This is a genomic window from Flavonifractor porci (assembly GCF_037572415.1).
Classification (GTDB): domain Bacteria; phylum Bacillota; class Clostridia; order Oscillospirales; family Oscillospiraceae; genus Flavonifractor; species Flavonifractor porci.
The window spans coordinates 30,846-45,555 of sequence record NZ_JBBHLB010000013.1 but is presented as its reverse complement, the minus strand read 5'-3'; the positions used below and the strand labels follow the sequence as shown (position 1 = coordinate 45,555).

Genomic DNA, 14,710 nt, shown 5'->3' with positions numbered 1-14,710 from the left:
GGCCGCGTTTCGTTTGGATGTTACCGCTCTTCTCTAAAATAGGGCAGGCCCAAGGAGTTGGGCGGCTGCTTGTCTTTGCTGTTGCGCAGGGAGGTAAAGATCAGCACGATGACAGTGACCACATAGGGCAGGATCTTGTACAGCTCGTCAGGGATAAAGGCCAGGTGGAGCCGCTGGTACAGGATCATCAGCGCGCCGAAGAGGATGGAGCCCCAGATGGCGTTGAGGGGCCGCCACAGGCAGAAGATCACCAGGGCCACCGCCAGCCAGCCCTCGCCGGACAGGGCCTCGTGGTTCCACACGCAGCTGGCGATGGTCATAATGTACACCATGCCGCCGATGGCCGAGATGCCGCCGCCGATGACGGTGGCCAGGTACTTGTACAGGGTGACGTTGACGCCGGCGGCGTCGGCAGTGGCGGGAGACTCGCCCACTGCCCGCAGGGACAGGCCCGCCCGGCTCTTGTTGAGGAACAGGTGCATCCCCACCGTCAGCACCAGGCCCAGGTAGAGGAAGATGCTGTGGCCGAAGAGCAGGGGGCCCACCACCGGCAGCTGCTGAAGGGCCGCCGGGAAGGGGGAATTGAGAAAGACCGCCTTCAGGTCGTTGCTCACCGCCACATAGCCGCCGGAGCTTACCCGCATATACTCGCCGATGAACTGACCCGCACCGGTGCCGAAGATGGCCAGGGCCAGGCCGGTGACGTTCTGGTTGGCCCGGAGGGTGATGGTGAGGAAGGAGTAGATGAGGGCCCCAATGGCGCCCCCCAGGAAGGCAAAGAGCAGGGCCAGGATGACGGCCAGCACGCCGCTGGTGCCGCCGGCGCCCTCGAAGTAGAAGGCAGCGCCCAGGCCCATGGCTCCGCCCATGAACATCATGCCCTCCACGCCCAGGTTCAGGTTGCCCGCCTTTTCCGACAGGATCTCGCCCAGGGTGCCGTAGAGCAGGGGCACGCCGTTGAGGACGGCGGCCATGATAAGGAGCAGGACCGCGTTGCTGTTGATATCCATTACTTGGCCACCTCCTTATGGCTGCCCCGGAAGATGAGGCGGTAGTTGATGAAGAACTCACAGCCCAGCATACAGAACAGGAAGATGCCGGTGATGATGTCCGAGATGGAGGCGGGGACGGCCAGCTGAGTCTGGAGGGTGTCCGCCCCCTTGTCCAGCACCGCCAGCAGCATGGAGATGCCCACCATGGCAAAGGGATTGAGCTGCGCCAGCCAGGCCACGGTGATGGCGGTAAAGCCCACGCCTGCGGCCACGCCGGCATGGAGGGTATTGTCCGCGCCGGAGGCCACGATAAAGCCCACCAGGCCGGCAATGGCGCCGGACAGGAACATGGTGCGCATGATGATCCTGCCCACGTTCATACCGGCATACCGGGCGGTGTTCTCGCTCTCGCCGATGACGGCGATCTCGTAGCCCTGCTTGGTGTACTTCATATAGAAGAACATGGCCGCCGTCAGGATGAGGACGATGATCCAGCCGCAGTGGACCCCCAGCACCTTGGGCAGCACGGCGGCGCGGTCAAACTGAGGAATGATCTGGGAGCCGGGCCGCCCCTCCCAGGGACCGCCCTGGAGCCACTTGACCACGCCGATGATGATATAGTTCATCATCAGGGTGAACAGGGTCTCGTTGGTGCCCCACTTGGCCTTGAAGAAGGCGGGCACCAGGGCCCACAGGCCGCCGCAGATGGTACCGGCCACGGCCATGACCACCAGCAGCACGGGGGCGGGGAGCTGATCCGCCCAGAACAGGGCAAAGTAGCTGGCGCCCACAGCGCCGGCGGTGATCTGACCTTCGGCGCCGATGTTCCAAAAGCGCATCTTGAAGCAGGGCGCGATGGCCAGAGCGGTACCCAGCAGAGGCACGGCGATACGCACCGTCTGCCGGATGGCGGTGGGCTTGCCCAGAGAGCCGCTCACCATGGTGCCGAAGGCCCCGAAGGGGTTGTGGCCCATCAGCAGGAAGATAAGGGCGCTGATGAGAATGGCCGCCAGGAAGGAGGCTCCCCGGATGGCCCACACCTGGCCCTTGGGCATCCCATCCCGCTTGGCCAGGCGGATCAGGGGCGTATTGGATTCATGCACGGTCCTCTCCCTCCTTTCCCCCGCCCACACGGGTCATAAGCAGGCCCACCTGCTCCTTGGTGGCGGACGGTCCGTCCACAATGCCGGACACCTGGCCGCCGCACAGCACCAGGATCCGGTCGCACAGCTCCAGCAGCACGTCCAGGTCCTCGCCCACCAGCAGCACCGCCACTTCCTTCATCTTCTGTTCGTTGAGCAGCCGGTAGATGGTGTAGGAGGAGTTGATGTCCAGGCCCCGGACCGGGTAGGCGGTCATGAGCACCGTGGGGGCGGAGGCGATCTCCCGGCCCACCAGCACCTTCTGCACGTTGCCGCCGGACAGACGGCGCACCGGGGTAGCCACCCCGGGGGTGACGATCTCCAGCTCGTCGATGAGCTTTTCCGCCAGGGCCTTGGGGGCCTTCCGGTCCACCAGGGGGCCGGGGGTGTCCTTGTAGGTCTTGAGCATCATATTGTCCACCATGCCCATGCCGCCCACCAGGCCCATGCCCAGCCGGTCCTCGGGCACGAAGGCCAGAGAGACGCCCACCTTGCGGATCTGGCCGGGGGTCTTGCCCACCAGCTCCTCTCCCGCCTTGTCCACCGGCACATGGTTGCCGGCGATGTCGCTGTTGGGGTGGGGCGGATAGTAGAAGATATGTCCGGACTCCGCCTTCTGCAGGCCGGCGATGGCCTCCAGCAGTTCCTTCTGACCGGAGCCGGCGATACCGGCGATGCCCAGGATCTCGCCGCCGTACGCCTGGAAGGAGATGTCCTTCAGCACCGGCAGGCCCTCGCCATTGCGGCAGTTCAGGCCCTTCACCTCCAGACGGAGATCCCTGTACTTGGCCTGGGGCCGGTCGATGTTCAGGGTGACGGCATGGCCCACCATCATCTCGGTGAGCTTTTGAGGGTTGGTCTCACTGGTGTTAACGGTGCCGATGTACTTGCCCTTGCGGAGGACCGCCACCTTGTCAGACAGGGCCATCACCTCGTGGAGCTTGTGGGTGATGATGACGATGGCCTTGCCGTCGGCCTTCATGGCCCGAAGGATGTTGAAGAGCCGGTCGGTCTCCTGGGGGGTAAGGACGGCGGTGGGCTCGTCCAGAATGAGGATCTCGGCCCCCCGGTAGAGCACCTTGACGATCTCCACCGTCTGCTTTTCCGACACCGACATATCGTACACTTTCTTGTTGGGGTCGATGCCGAAGCCGTACTTGTCGCTGATGGCCTGGACCTGGGCGGCCACCGTCTTGCGGTCGTGCTCCTTCCCCTTCAGGCCCAGGGCAATGTTCTCGGCGGCGGTAAACACCTCCACCAGCTTGTAGTGCTGGTGGATCATACCGATGCCGTGGGTGAAGGCGTCCTTGGGGGAGCGGATGGTCACCGGCTTGCCGTCGGCCAGAATTTCTCCCTCGTCAGGGAGATAGATGCCGGAGAGCATATTCATCAGCGTGGTTTTACCGCTTCCGTTTTCCCCCAGCAGGGAGAGGATCTCCCCCCGATCGATGGCCAGGTCAATGCCATCGTTGGCCACCACCTTGCCGAAGCGTTTGGTGATGTGCCTGAGTTCAATTGCATGGACAGTTTCCAAGGCTGTCATCCTTCCTGTGATGAGACATGGGTGAGTGGTGCATCATTGCCTTTCCCGGGAAAAGACACAAAAGAGGGCTGCGGGGCAGCCCTCTTTTGTAAATGGATCGTGATTAACCGAAAGCGGAGTTGAGCCACTCGATGCCGTCGATCTGCACGGTAAAGTAGGGCGCAGACTGGAAGTGGGACTCATGGAAGGCCCCGTCAAACACGGCCTCCTCAGAATCGGCCACAAAGTCACCGTCGGTGTCCAGGGCCATGCAGGTGGTGAGAGGCTGACCCTTTACGGTGAAGGTGGAGGTGTCGAACACCTGCAGCTCGCCGTCATGGATGGCCTTCTCCACTTCAGCCAGCTTCTCAGCGGTGCCGGGGGCGGCGATGTCCTCATTCAGAGGAGTCATGACCACAGCGCCCTGGTCCATGCCGTGGCACCAATCCTGGTCGAAGGGCTGGTCGTTGGCCACGGCCTCGATGGCGTAGGCAAAGTACACGGACCAGTCGATGCGGGTGCCAATGAGGGAGGCGTCGGGGGCCACGGAGATCATGTCGTTGTTGTAGCCGGTGTGGAAGGCGCCGGCGTTCTGAGCGGCGGTGGCGGGGGTGGTGTTGTCGGAGTGCTGGGAGATCATGACGCAGCCGGCGTCGCACAGAGCCTTGGCGGCGTTGCCCTCCTCCGTGGCGTTGGACCAGGAGCCCACGAACTGGACCTTCATGGTCACGCTGGGGCACACGCTCTTGGCGCCCAGGTAGTAGGCGGTAAAGCCGGAGATCACCTCGGCGAAGGAGTAGGCGCCCACATAGCCGATGACGGCCTGCTCGGGGGTGATCTCGCCGTTGTCGATCATCTCCTGCATCTTCATGCCGGCCACCACGCCGGCCAGGTAGCGGCCCTCGTAGATGTTGGCGAAGGCGTTGTGGGTGTTCTCCAGGTCGTCCACGGCGGAGGCCTGGTTGGTGCAGGCGATAAACTCAATGTCGGGATAGTCGGGGGCCACCTTCAGCATATAGGGCTCAAAGCCGAAGGAGTTGTTGATGATCAGGTCGCAGCCCTCCTCAGCCAGCTCGATGTTGGCCTCCTCGCAGGAGGAATCCTCGCCGATGTTCCACTTGACCTTCCAGTCAATGGTGATGCCCTTCTCAGCCAGAGACTCAGTGACGGCCTCCTTGCCGCGGATGAAGTTGTAGGTGTAGCCCTGGTCGTTCTCGTCGCCGATGCAGATCAGGCCCACCTTGACGGTCTTGCCCTCGCCGGAGGGGGTCTCGCTGTTGCCGGAGGGAGTCCCGCCGCTGGGGGACTCGCCGCCGCCGCCGTTGCCGCCGCAGGCAGCCAGGCTCAGCATCATGGAACCGGCCAGGAGCATTGCAAGCAGTTTTCTCTTCTTCATGTCCAAATTTCCTCCTTTTAGATCCGATATGACTTCCAACTTTCCTTCAAAACAGCCTGTTCCCCGCAGGCTGGTCTGAACACACAAAAAGACACACGGGCCGTCGGGGACGCCGGCCCCTACGCCCATCTTGTAGGGGGCGGCCTCTGGACGCCCCGCAATTCCCGGCGTTGGCTCAGCAGAACTCCACGCCGTCCTCTACACTCATACTCTTAATTTTTGCCAGAGATTCCACCCGCACGCCCATGCCCCGGATCAGATCGCCGCCGGGCTGGAAGGCCTTCTCCACCGCGATACCGGCGCCCACCAGGGTGGCCCCGGCGTCCAGCACCAGCTTGATGAGGCCCTGGAGGGCGGAACCGTTGGCCAGGAAGTCGTCAATGATGAGCACCCGGTCCTCGGGCAGCAGGAACTGCTTGGCCACAATGATATCGTACACCTTGCCGTGGGTGAAGGATTCCACCTTGGAGGTGTACACGTCGCCGGCGATGTTCTTGGTCTTGTTCTTCTTGGCGAAGATCACCGGACAATCAAAAAACTGCGCGGCCACACACGCGATCCCGATCCCCGATGCCTCGATGGTCAAAATCTTGGTAACCCCGCAGTCCTTGTACAAACGCAAAAATTCCTTACCCATTTCCTGAAACAGCTTTACATCCATCTGATGATTGAGGAAGCTGTCCACCTTCAGCACGCCGCCTTCCCGAATGATGCCGTCGGTGCGGATGCGATCTTCCAGCAATTTCATATCGCCGTCTCCTTAACAAAAAATTCATATTTATTGTATCGAATTCTGCATCCCTCTGCAACTGACCATATTCTATCAAAAAACAACGCCCTCGTCACCCCTTTTTATTGATTTTGTCTGATCTATATGGGGTTTTTTCTGCCATCCTTCCGAAAGGCCCTCCGTTTTTCGTTGTACTTTGCCCGCTCCTTTGCTAAAATAAGAGGTGTCAGACCCTTGCCCCTGTTTTACCCACGATAAAGGAGGTCTTTTTTCCATGAAGCGTCGGATCTGTGCGGCGGCTCTCACCGCCGCTTTCCTGCTTTGCGCCGCTCCTCTCTCCCCCGCCGCCCGGGCCTTCTCCGACACCGGCGGCCACTGGGCCCAGGCCCACATCGACAAAGCCCGGGAGTATGGCCTGATGGAGGGCTATCCCGACGGCCGGTTCGGCATCGGGGACGAGATCACCCGGGCGGAATTTGTCACCGTTCTGTGCCGGATGTTCGGCTGGGATATGATCGCTCCATCCGCCCCCTCCTACATAGACTGCGGCACCAAGGAGTGGTATTACTCCGCGGTGGAGACCGCCCGGGCCCACGACGTGATGGACCCCAACGGCGCCTTCCGCCCCCTGGACCTGATCAGCCGGGAGGAGATGGCGGTGATGCTGGTGCGGGCCCTGGGATACGACACCCTGGCCCAGGACCTGTCCTCCCTCTCCCTCCCCTTTGACGACGTGAAAAACAACGGGGGCTATATCGCCATCGCCTACGACATCGGCATGATCAAGGGGGTGTCCGGCCCCAACGGTCAGCTCAAGTTCCTGCCCGCCCACTCGGCCACCCGGGAGGAGGCCGCCACCATGCTGGTGCGGGTGTATGAGCGCTACCTCTCCAAGGTGGACTGGCTCCACGGCTTCTATGCCTTCTCCTCCTACGCCCAGATCAACCTGACCGCCGACATGGATGCGGTCAGCCTGGGCTGGGCCCGGCTTGAGTACGGCCCGGACGGCCCCACCCTCAACTCCACCAACACAAACGGCAACGACTGGGTGAAACCCTCCGATCCCACCCCCGCCACCGACTACTTCACCAGCCACGGAGTGGACTACAACCTGTGCGTCTTTGGCTCTGCCACCGACTCGGTGACCCTGGCCGACGGCTCCACCACCTCCACCGTGGCCGCTGTGGTCAACAACTCCAACGCCCGGGCCCAGGCCATCGACGCCCTGGTGGCCGCCGCCGGGGACTACGCCGGCCTGACCATCGACTTCGAGGGGCTGAAGGGGGACACCATAAAAAAGAATTATGTCACCTTTATGCAGGAGCTGCGCTCCGCCCTGCCCGCCGGCAAGGCCCTGTATGTGTGCGTGCAGCCCGACACCTGGTACACAGGCTTTGACTACCGGGGCCTGGGTGAGGTGTGCGACAAGGTGATCCTCATGGCCCACGACTATCAGTGGACCTCCATCCCAGAGTCCTATGTGGGCACCGGCAACACCGACTCCCCCGTCACCCCCATCGCCAGCGTGTACGAGGCCCTGCGGGATATCACCGATCCAGCCGCCGGCGTCCGGGACGCGGGCAAGATCGCCCTGGCCATCTCCTTCGGTTCCGCCGGGTTCCACGTTGACCAGGACGGAAAACTCCTGGACACCACCATCTACCACCCCGGCCCCTCCACCCTGGCCGCCCGGCTGGCCCAGCCGGACACGGCGGTGACCTACAGCGACAAGTACCGCAATCCCTGCGCCGTCTACACCAATGAGGAGGGGGAGCGCTACAAGGTATGGTATGAGGACGCCCGCAGCGTGGCGGACAAGCTCCAGCTGGCCAAAATGTTCGGGATCACCGGGGTGTCCCTGTGGCGGGTAGGCACCATTCCCGCCAGCAGCGGATACGACGTGTGGAGCGCCGTCCAGGCCGCCCGATGACGGGACTCCCCCCTGACGAAAAGGAGAGATGGACATGATATCGGACAAAAAGCGATTCTGGAAGGAATTTCTGTGGATGAACATTGCCACGGTCATGATCTCCGTGGGCGTCTACTGCTTCAAATTCCCCAACAACTTCTCCATGGGGGGCGTGTCCGGCCTGTCCATCCTGCTGGGCAAGGTGCTTCCCGTCCTGTCGGCCTCCTCCTACAACACCATCATCAACGTGCTCTTTCTCATTCTGGGCTTTCTGATGCTGGACAAGAGCTTCGGGTTCCGGACGGTGTACTGCTCCCTGCTGTCGGCGGGCCTGATCCAGGTGTTTTCCTGGGTGTGGCCCCTCACCGCCCCTCTCACCGACCAGCTGATGCTGGAGCTCTTCTTCGCGGTGATCCTGCCCGCCCTGGGGGCCGCCATTTTGTTCAACATCGACGCCTCCTCCGGCGGCACCGACATTGCCGCCATGATTTTGAAGAAGTACACCGGCCTAGACGTGGGCACCGCCCTGCTCATCTCTGACGTGGCCATTGCCGCCGCCGCTCTCTTCGTCTTTGACGCCACGGCGGGCCTGTGCTCCCTGCTGGGCCTGGCCCTCAAGTCGGTGCTGGTGGACGGGGCCATCGAGTCTCTCAACCGCCGGAAGGCCTTCTTTATCATCACCTCCGACCCGGAGCACGTGTGCGACTATGTGACCCACACTCTGACCCGGGGAGCCACCCTCTGGACCGCCCAGGGGGCCTACACCCACGACGTCCACCATGTGGTGCTCACCGTTCTCTCCCGGGGCCAGGCGGTGGCTCTGCGCCGCCACCTGAAGCAGGTGGACCCCCATGCTTTCATGATCGTGGCCAACTCCAGCGAGATCTTCGGCAAGGGCTTTTTGCGGGCCTAGGAGCCGGCCAACCATAGATCCATCCATCCCATACCGGGGCGGTGTTTGTGAATTTTCAATGAACCCCGCCCCGGTTTTCTTGCCTGTGAAGAAAAAAAGGTGTACACTAGTGCTGTTTCGCCGGGACTGTCCGGCCATCACAAGGAGGAACGAGACATGAATTGGAAGAAACTCTTGTGCGCCGGACTGAGCGGCGCGCTTCTGGCAGGCGCCATGGCCGGCTGCGCCGCAGCCGATCCCAAGCCCGCCGACGACGATATCGCCTACAAGGCCACCGGCCTGAGCCGGGACACCGTGCTCTTCACCGTGGACGGCCGGGAGGTCACCGCCGACCAGTACCTGTACTGGCTGCTGACCAGCATCTCCACCGCCAAGAGCGCCGGCTACCTGGCCAATGACGAGGCCTGGGAGGAGGAGATCGAGGGCCAGCCCACCGCCGACTACCTGAAGGAGCAGGCCCTGGAGATCAGCAAGCTGTACGCCACCGTGGCCAACCATGCCGATGAGGCCGGGGTGACCGTCACCGAGGAGCAGCGGGCCGAGGCCGAGGCGCAGCTGGACCAGATGGGGGCCATGTACGAGCAGTATTACGGCCTGACCACCCAGGAGTGGCTGGACCAGCAGTGCATCAGCCGGGAGGGCTATCTGGGCCTGAACGACGCCTACTACCTGGTGTCCGGCCTCCAGAGCGCCATGAAGGAGTCCGGCGAGCTTACCCCCACCGACGAGGACATCCGGAACATGATCGACTCCGAAGGCATCTACAGCTGCAAGCACATCCTCATCGCCTTCCCCACCCATGAGGATGGTTCTCCGGCTACCGACGAGGAGAAGGCGGCCACCAAGGCGGAGGCCGACGCTCTGTACACCGAGATCACCGGCGCCGCCGACCCCGCCGCCGCCTTTGAAACGGCCATGAATGAGAAGAGCGACGACGGCCGGGACGAGACCACCGGCGAGCTGTATAAGCCCGAGGGTTACACCTTCCTGTCCACGGGCGCCATGGTGGACGGCACCGGCTCCCTGGTCTCCGAGTTCGTCACCGCCGGCACCCAGCTGGAGGTGGGCCAGATCAGCCAGCCTGTGGAGACCGACTACGGCTACCACATCCTGCTGCGGCAGGACGCCGACAACGAGACCACCCGCACCGCCTACACCGACTACGCCATGAACCAGCTGCTGGACCAGTGGACGGCGGACGCCAAGGTGGAGACCACCGACGCCTACAAGAACCTGGACCCCAAGGCCTTCTATGACTTTATGATGAACATGGTCCTGGAGTGGCAGCAGCAGAAGCAGGCGGAGGCCCAGGCTTCCGAGAGCCCCGCGGCCACTGAGAGCCCCGCTCCTGAGACCGAATCTCCCGCGGCGGAGCCCTCCGCCTCCCCCGCAGCCTGAGGCCCTTTTTCGCACCCTGCGCAGCAGCCCGGCTTTGTCCCGGCTGCTGCGTTTTTCTTTTGTTTTCAACTATTGTTATTTGATTTGAAACGATTATTTCTTGTAAAAATACTGAGTTGTGACACCCTATATCTATAGTTGGGATAACCTTTGATATGCGGGGTGGCTGCTGTGGAAAAACAGGAGAAAAAGCGGTGGCTGGGCGAAGTGGGCACACGGGTGTGGAACTGCCGGGCTCAGCTGGATATGAGCCGGGAGCAGCTGGCCGAGCGGCTGGGTATCACAGCTCAGTACGTCAGCGACATTGAACAGGGAAAAAAGTGTATGTCTATGTCTATTTTTGTAGAGATGAGTCAGGTACTGGGGGTGGGGCTGGACTTTCTGGCCCACGGCACCCTGCCGGAGGACCCGGCGGTGGACCGGCTGGAGCGCCATCTGCGCCAGACCTCTCCCCTGGACCGGGAATTGGCGGCCCATATGCTTCTGCTGGCCCTGAAGGCGGCGGAGGCCATGGGGCCGGAGGACTAAACCATGGCCGCCCACATTCGGGTGCTGGTGGCGGAGGACGATCCTGCCGCCCGGCGGCTGCTGGGAGAAGCCCTGCCCCGGCTGCCCGGACTCTCCCTGTGCGGCGTGGCCGCCGACGGGCTGGAGTGCCTGGCCCTCATGGAGCAGCTGCGGCCCGACGCGGTGCTGCTGGACCTGGTGATGCCCGGCCTGGACGGGCTGGGGGTGCTGCGGACCATGGGCCGGCGGCGGGATGGCCCTGTGGTGGTGGTCACCTCCCAAATCTCTCACCAGGGGGTGATAAAGTGCGCCCTCTCCCTGGGGGCCAGCTATTATCTGGTTAAGCCGGTGAACGTCCAGGCCCTGCCGGAGCTGCTCCAGTTCCTCTGCGGCGCGCCTCTGGAGCGTCAGGCTATGGAGCTGCTGGACTCCATGGGCGCCTCCGGCCTGGGCATGGAGGCAGCGGCACGGGCCGCCGTGGTCCTTCATCAGTGCCCCAGCGCCCTGCTGAAGGAGGCCTACGCCCCCACCATTGCCAGTCAGCACACCTGTTACGGCAGCGTGGAAAAGAACATCCGCTCCATGGTGGACAAGCTCCACGCCGCCCCTCGCCCAGCTTACATAGACCTGATGGGCGGCCTGCCGCCCCAGCGGCCCAGCAATCTGATCTTTCTCCGCCGCCTGGCCCAGGCCCTGGACCGGGAAGGCGGGTAAATGGAAAATATTTCCCATTCGACGCTGTTAGGCCTCTTTTGCGGAAAAATATGGTAATCTATAGTCAGACCAACTACTTACCACCGCGAAGGAGGCGCTTTTATGCCGCTGCTACGTCGAAAGGGCCTGTTTGAAAGCAATCGGGTCCAGTTTATGCCCATTTCCGCTATTTCCCCCAATCCGGCCCAGCCCAGAAAGGTCTTTGCCCAGGATGGGCTGGAGGAATTGGCGGCCAGCATTCAGGAGCACGGGGTGCTCCAGCCCCTGTCAGTGCGCCGGACAAGCACCGGGCTGGAGCTGGTGTCGGGAGAACGCCGTCTGCGGGCCTCCAAGCTGGCGGGGCTGACCGAAGTGCCCTGCATTATTGTCAGTGTGGACGGGCAGGAGTCCTCCCTGCTGGCCCTGGTGGAGAATTTGCAGCGCCGGGACCTGGACTTTGTGGAGGAGGCCGCCGCCCTGTCCTCTCTCATTCAGACCTACCGCCTCTCCCAGGAGGAGGCCGCCAAGCGGGTGGGCAAGTCCCAGTCCGCCGTGGCCAACAAGCTGCGGCTGCTGCGGCTCCCCCCTGCCGCCCTGTCGGTCCTGCGGGAACACGGCTGCACCGAGCGCCACGCCCGGGCCCTCCTCAAGCTGGAGGACCCCGCCGCCCAGGAGGCGGCTGCCCGCTATGTGGCGGAGGAAGGCCTGACGGTAGCCAAGACCGAGCAATATGTGGAGGAGCTCCTTCACCCCGCCCCGGACAAGCCTGCCCGAAAGAAGCCCGCCTTTATTATTAAGGATGTGCGGCTCTTCCTCAATACGGTCACCCGGGGGCTGTCCATCATGAAGAGCGCCGGGGTGAACGCCAACTGCAAACGTCAGGAGACGGCGGACTCCATCCAGCTGACCATTACCATTCCCAAATCATAGCCTTTCCCTCTCTTATCTTTTGCCGGATGTTTCACGTGAAACATCCGGTCTTTTTCTGTTTGACATTTCCAGCTTGTTTCACGTGAAACACACACTCTCTTTTTGCATAGTGCCCTCGCGCCAGCACAGCTGCGGCGACCTACGCTAAAAAATGTGCCACCGGCACATTTTCTTTACGCTGCGGCGTGAAACAGTGAAACAACCATTCTTTTTCTTTTGCTGTTGAATTGCGTCAGGCAAGGGGATATAATAGAACCTGAACCTTTACAAGAAAAAGGCAGGTGCGCTATGGCAAAAACCATCGCTATTGTAAATCAGAAGGGCGGGGTGGGCAAAACCACCACCTGCGTCAACCTGGCCGCCGCCCTGAAAAAGCTGGACCAGCGGGTACTGGTCTGCGACTTTGACCCCCAGGCCAATACCACCTCCGGCTTTGGTGTGGACAAGACCATCTCCCCCAACATCTACGATGTGCTCCTCAACGGCACCGACGTCCGCAAAGCTGTGGTATCCACTCCCTACGTGGACGTGATCCCCGCCAACAAATCCCTGGCAGGCGCCACCGTGGAGATGATCACTGCCGACCACCGGGAATATCTGCTGAAAAACGCTCTGGATGCTCTGGACGGAGACTATGACTATATCTTCATTGACTGTCCCCCCTCTCTGGAGCTGCTCACCCTCAACGCTCTGTGCGCCGCCGATTCCGTGCTGGTACCGGTGCAGTGTGAGTACTACGCCCTGGAAGGACTGAGCGATCTGCTGTCCACCATCCGCATCGTCAAGCGGTCCCTCAACCCCAGGATCGGACTGGAAGGAGTGGTCCTCACCATGTACGATGGGCGGACCAATCTGTCCATGCAGGTGGCGGAGGAGGTCAAGCGCCACTTCCCCGGTCAGGTATACGCCACGGTGATCCCCCGCAACGTCCGCCTGTCCGAGGCCCCCAGCTTTGGCAAGCCGGTGCAGGCCTATGACCCCTATTCCCGGGGGGCCGAGGCCTATGGAGCCCTGGCGGCCGAGCTGCTGGAACACAACCAATTTTCCATTACCCGGGAAGAAAGGAGCGAATGACCATGGCATTGGAACGCGGCCTGGGCAGAGGCCTGGGCGCGCTGCTGGGCGACGCCGCCCTCCAGTCCCAGGAGGGTGGTTCCCTCTCCCTCCCCATCTCCCAAGTGGAACCCGGCCTGAAGCAGCCCCGGAAGCGGTTCGACGAGGAATCCCTCCAGGATCTGGCCGACTCCATCCGCACCCACGGGGTCATTCAGCCCCTGACCGTGCGGCGGCTGGCCTCCGGCTACTATCAGATCATCGCCGGCGAGCGCCGGTGGCGGGCCGCCAAAATCGCGGGCCTCACCGAAATTCCCGCCGTCATCATCGAGGCCGACGACCGGAAGGTCATGGAGCTGGGCCTCATTGAAAACCTCCAGCGGGAGGACCTGAACCCGGTGGAAGAGGCCAACGGCTACAAAGTCCTGATGGACGAGTACGGCCTCACCCAGGAGGAGGTGGCCCAGCGGGTGGGCAAATCCCGCCCGGCAGTGGCCAACGCCCTGCGTCTTCTGGCTCTCCCCGATCCCGTCCACCAGCTGCTGGAGGAGGGCAAGCTGTCCGCCGGACACGCCCGGGCCATTCTGGCCGCCCCCACCGGCGAGCTGCAAAAGAAGCTGGCCCAGAAGGTCATTGCCGAGGACCTGTCGGTCCGGCAGACCGAAGCCCTGGCCAAGCGGCTGGCGGCCGGCGAAAAGGAGCCCCCCTCTCCCCCGCCCGGCCCCGACCTGTCCATTTACCTGCGGGCAGCGGAAAAATCCCTGGCCGCCCGGTTTGGCCGCAAGGTCAACATTATCAGCGGCAGGAAAAAGGGTAAAATAGAACTGGAATACTATAATCCGGAGGATCTGAACACGCTGCTGGACCTGCTGGAACAGCTGCCCTCCTCCAATCAGGGAGGTGCCGACCTTTGAGCAAACCCGATCCCGAGAAGCAGGAGCGCAGCCGCCTCCAGCACGAGGCCGAGCATGAAAAGCCCGCCAAGCGCAACCCAGTGCTCTTCTATCTGATGATCCTGTTCGCAGCGGCCTTCCTGCTGCTGCTCATGTCCTTCCTCATGCAGCGCCGGGCCAATCAGGAGGCCATCGACAACCTGCAGGAGACTTCTAACTCCGCCACCCAGTCCCTGCAAAATACCATTGCCCAGAATGAAGCGCTGACCAAGCAGGTGGAAGATCTGCAATCCGCTGTCTCCGACAACCAGCAGACCATCCGGGAACAGGAGGACCGCCTGGAGGCGCTGGAGCAGGAGCATGAGGCGCTGACCAAGAGCACCCAGGCCATGGACTGGTTCTGGCAGATCAACGAAGCCTATAGCCGGGGCCGCTATACCCAGGCCCGCGGCCTTATTGAGGAGATGGGCGAAGAGCTGCCCCAGTACCTGCCCAAGGAGAGCATTACCGACAACGGCCGCTTCTCCCCCTACGACCGCTATCAGGAGATCTACGAAGCCCTGTATTAAACGGGATGTAATGGCCAACTTACCGAAGACATGGCAGCCGAGCAGAAGACTCGGGCCACCTGT

General features: G+C 62.4%; 14 protein-coding genes. 9 read left to right on the top strand and 5 right to left on the bottom strand.

Annotated elements, in window-relative coordinates:
* Window positions 1–20 precede the first annotated feature (20 nt).
* The 5 genes from WHJ28_RS11760 to WHJ28_RS11740 all read right to left on the bottom strand — a co-directional run bounded on the left by WHJ28_RS11760 (window position 21) and on the right by WHJ28_RS11740 (window position 5,800).
* Window positions 21–1,010 (bottom strand): ABC transporter permease, encoded by a 990-nt coding sequence (locus WHJ28_RS11760; RefSeq protein ID WP_340042309.1) that lies wholly within the window; start codon window positions 1,008–1,010, stop codon window positions 21–23.
* The gene (locus WHJ28_RS11755; protein WP_340042308.1) at window positions 1,010–2,095 is read right to left on the bottom strand and encodes an ABC transporter permease; all 1,086 of its coding nucleotides are present in this window, start codon (window positions 2,093–2,095) and stop codon (window positions 1,010–1,012) included. The genes WHJ28_RS11760 and WHJ28_RS11755 overlap by 1 nt, the downstream gene beginning before the upstream one ends.
* Window positions 2,088–3,677 carry an ABC transporter ATP-binding protein gene (locus WHJ28_RS11750; protein ID WP_425461134.1) on the bottom strand — a complete coding sequence of 530 codons (1,590 nt, stop codon included), beginning with the start codon at window positions 3,675–3,677 and terminating at the stop codon, window positions 2,088–2,090. The genes WHJ28_RS11755 and WHJ28_RS11750 overlap by 8 nt, the downstream gene beginning before the upstream one ends.
* Window positions 3,678–3,780: 103 nt before the next feature.
* Window positions 3,781–5,052, bottom strand: a complete 1,272-nt coding sequence (locus WHJ28_RS11745; protein ID WP_340042306.1) for a BMP family ABC transporter substrate-binding protein — start codon at window positions 5,050–5,052, stop codon at window positions 3,781–3,783.
* A gap of 175 nt (window positions 5,053–5,227) precedes the next feature.
* On the bottom strand, window positions 5,228–5,800 hold the full coding sequence (locus tag WHJ28_RS11740) for a xanthine phosphoribosyltransferase (RefSeq protein ID WP_340042305.1): 573 nt from the start codon (window positions 5,798–5,800) through the stop codon (window positions 5,228–5,230).
* A 256-nt stretch (window positions 5,801–6,056) separates the two neighbouring features.
* Between WHJ28_RS11740 and WHJ28_RS11735 the strand changes: the two genes are divergently transcribed.
* From WHJ28_RS11735 to WHJ28_RS11695, 9 genes are all read left to right on the top strand, one after another.
* Complete coding sequence (locus tag WHJ28_RS11735) at window positions 6,057–7,712, top strand: S-layer homology domain-containing protein (RefSeq protein ID WP_340042304.1); 1,656 nt, start codon at window positions 6,057–6,059, stop codon at window positions 7,710–7,712.
* A gap of 34 nt (window positions 7,713–7,746) precedes the next feature.
* Window positions 7,747–8,604: a YitT family protein gene (locus tag WHJ28_RS11730; RefSeq protein ID WP_340042303.1), complete on the top strand. Its 858-nt coding sequence runs from the start codon at window positions 7,747–7,749 to the stop codon at window positions 8,602–8,604.
* A 156-nt stretch (window positions 8,605–8,760) separates the two neighbouring features.
* Window positions 8,761–10,002 (top strand): peptidylprolyl isomerase, encoded by a 1,242-nt coding sequence (locus tag WHJ28_RS11725; protein WP_340042302.1) that lies wholly within the window; start codon window positions 8,761–8,763, stop codon window positions 10,000–10,002.
* Window positions 10,003–10,173: 171 nt separating this feature from the next.
* Window positions 10,174–10,530: a helix-turn-helix domain-containing protein gene (locus WHJ28_RS11720; protein ID WP_340042301.1), complete on the top strand. Its 357-nt coding sequence runs from the start codon at window positions 10,174–10,176 to the stop codon at window positions 10,528–10,530.
* 3 nt (window positions 10,531–10,533) lie between these two features.
* The gene (locus WHJ28_RS11715) at window positions 10,534–11,223 is read left to right on the top strand and encodes a response regulator (RefSeq protein ID WP_340042300.1); all 690 of its coding nucleotides are present in this window, start codon (window positions 10,534–10,536) and stop codon (window positions 11,221–11,223) included.
* Window positions 11,224–11,325: 102 nt separating this feature from the next.
* Window positions 11,326–12,132 carry a ParB/RepB/Spo0J family partition protein gene (locus WHJ28_RS11710; protein WP_340042299.1) on the top strand — a complete coding sequence of 269 codons (807 nt, stop codon included), beginning with the start codon at window positions 11,326–11,328 and terminating at the stop codon, window positions 12,130–12,132.
* A 288-nt stretch (window positions 12,133–12,420) separates the two neighbouring features.
* The gene (locus WHJ28_RS11705) at window positions 12,421–13,206 is read left to right on the top strand and encodes a ParA family protein (protein WP_340042298.1); all 786 of its coding nucleotides are present in this window, start codon (window positions 12,421–12,423) and stop codon (window positions 13,204–13,206) included.
* A 2-nt stretch (window positions 13,207–13,208) separates the two neighbouring features.
* Entirely contained in the window at window positions 13,209–14,099 is an 891-nt protein-coding gene (locus tag WHJ28_RS11700; RefSeq protein ID WP_340042297.1) for a ParB/RepB/Spo0J family partition protein, read from the top strand.
* On the top strand, window positions 14,096–14,647 hold the full coding sequence (locus tag WHJ28_RS11695; RefSeq protein ID WP_340042296.1) for a hypothetical protein: 552 nt from the start codon (window positions 14,096–14,098) through the stop codon (window positions 14,645–14,647). Before WHJ28_RS11700 ends, WHJ28_RS11695 begins: the two co-directional genes overlap by 4 nt.
* Window positions 14,648–14,710: the final 63 nt, after the last annotated feature.

What these genes read in the sequence shown, in the direction of transcription:
- WHJ28_RS11760 (WP_340042309.1), bottom strand. Translation starts at nt 1,010, where the DNA reads ATGGATATCAACAGCAACGCGGTCCTGCTCCTTATCATGGCCGCCGTC.
- WHJ28_RS11750 (WP_425461134.1), bottom strand. Translation starts at nt 3,677, where the DNA reads ATGACAGCCTTGGAAACTGTCCATGCAATTGAACTCAGGCACATCACC.
- WHJ28_RS11745 (WP_340042306.1), bottom strand. Translation starts at nt 5,052, where the DNA reads ATGAAGAAGAGAAAACTGCTTGCAATGCTCCTGGCCGGTTCCATGATG.
- WHJ28_RS11740 (WP_340042305.1), bottom strand. Translation starts at nt 5,800, where the DNA reads ATGAAATTGCTGGAAGATCGCATCCGCACCGACGGCATCATTCGGGAA.
- WHJ28_RS11735 (WP_340042304.1), top strand. Translation starts at nt 6,057, where the DNA reads ATGAAGCGTCGGATCTGTGCGGCGGCTCTCACCGCCGCTTTCCTGCTT.
- WHJ28_RS11730 (WP_340042303.1), top strand. Translation starts at nt 7,747, where the DNA reads ATGATATCGGACAAAAAGCGATTCTGGAAGGAATTTCTGTGGATGAAC.
- WHJ28_RS11725 (WP_340042302.1), top strand. Translation starts at nt 8,761, where the DNA reads ATGAATTGGAAGAAACTCTTGTGCGCCGGACTGAGCGGCGCGCTTCTG.
- WHJ28_RS11715 (WP_340042300.1), top strand. Translation starts at nt 10,534, where the DNA reads ATGGCCGCCCACATTCGGGTGCTGGTGGCGGAGGACGATCCTGCCGCC.
- WHJ28_RS11710 (WP_340042299.1), top strand. Translation starts at nt 11,326, where the DNA reads ATGCCGCTGCTACGTCGAAAGGGCCTGTTTGAAAGCAATCGGGTCCAG.
- WHJ28_RS11705 (WP_340042298.1), top strand. Translation starts at nt 12,421, where the DNA reads ATGGCAAAAACCATCGCTATTGTAAATCAGAAGGGCGGGGTGGGCAAA.
- WHJ28_RS11700 (WP_340042297.1), top strand. Translation starts at nt 13,209, where the DNA reads ATGGCATTGGAACGCGGCCTGGGCAGAGGCCTGGGCGCGCTGCTGGGC.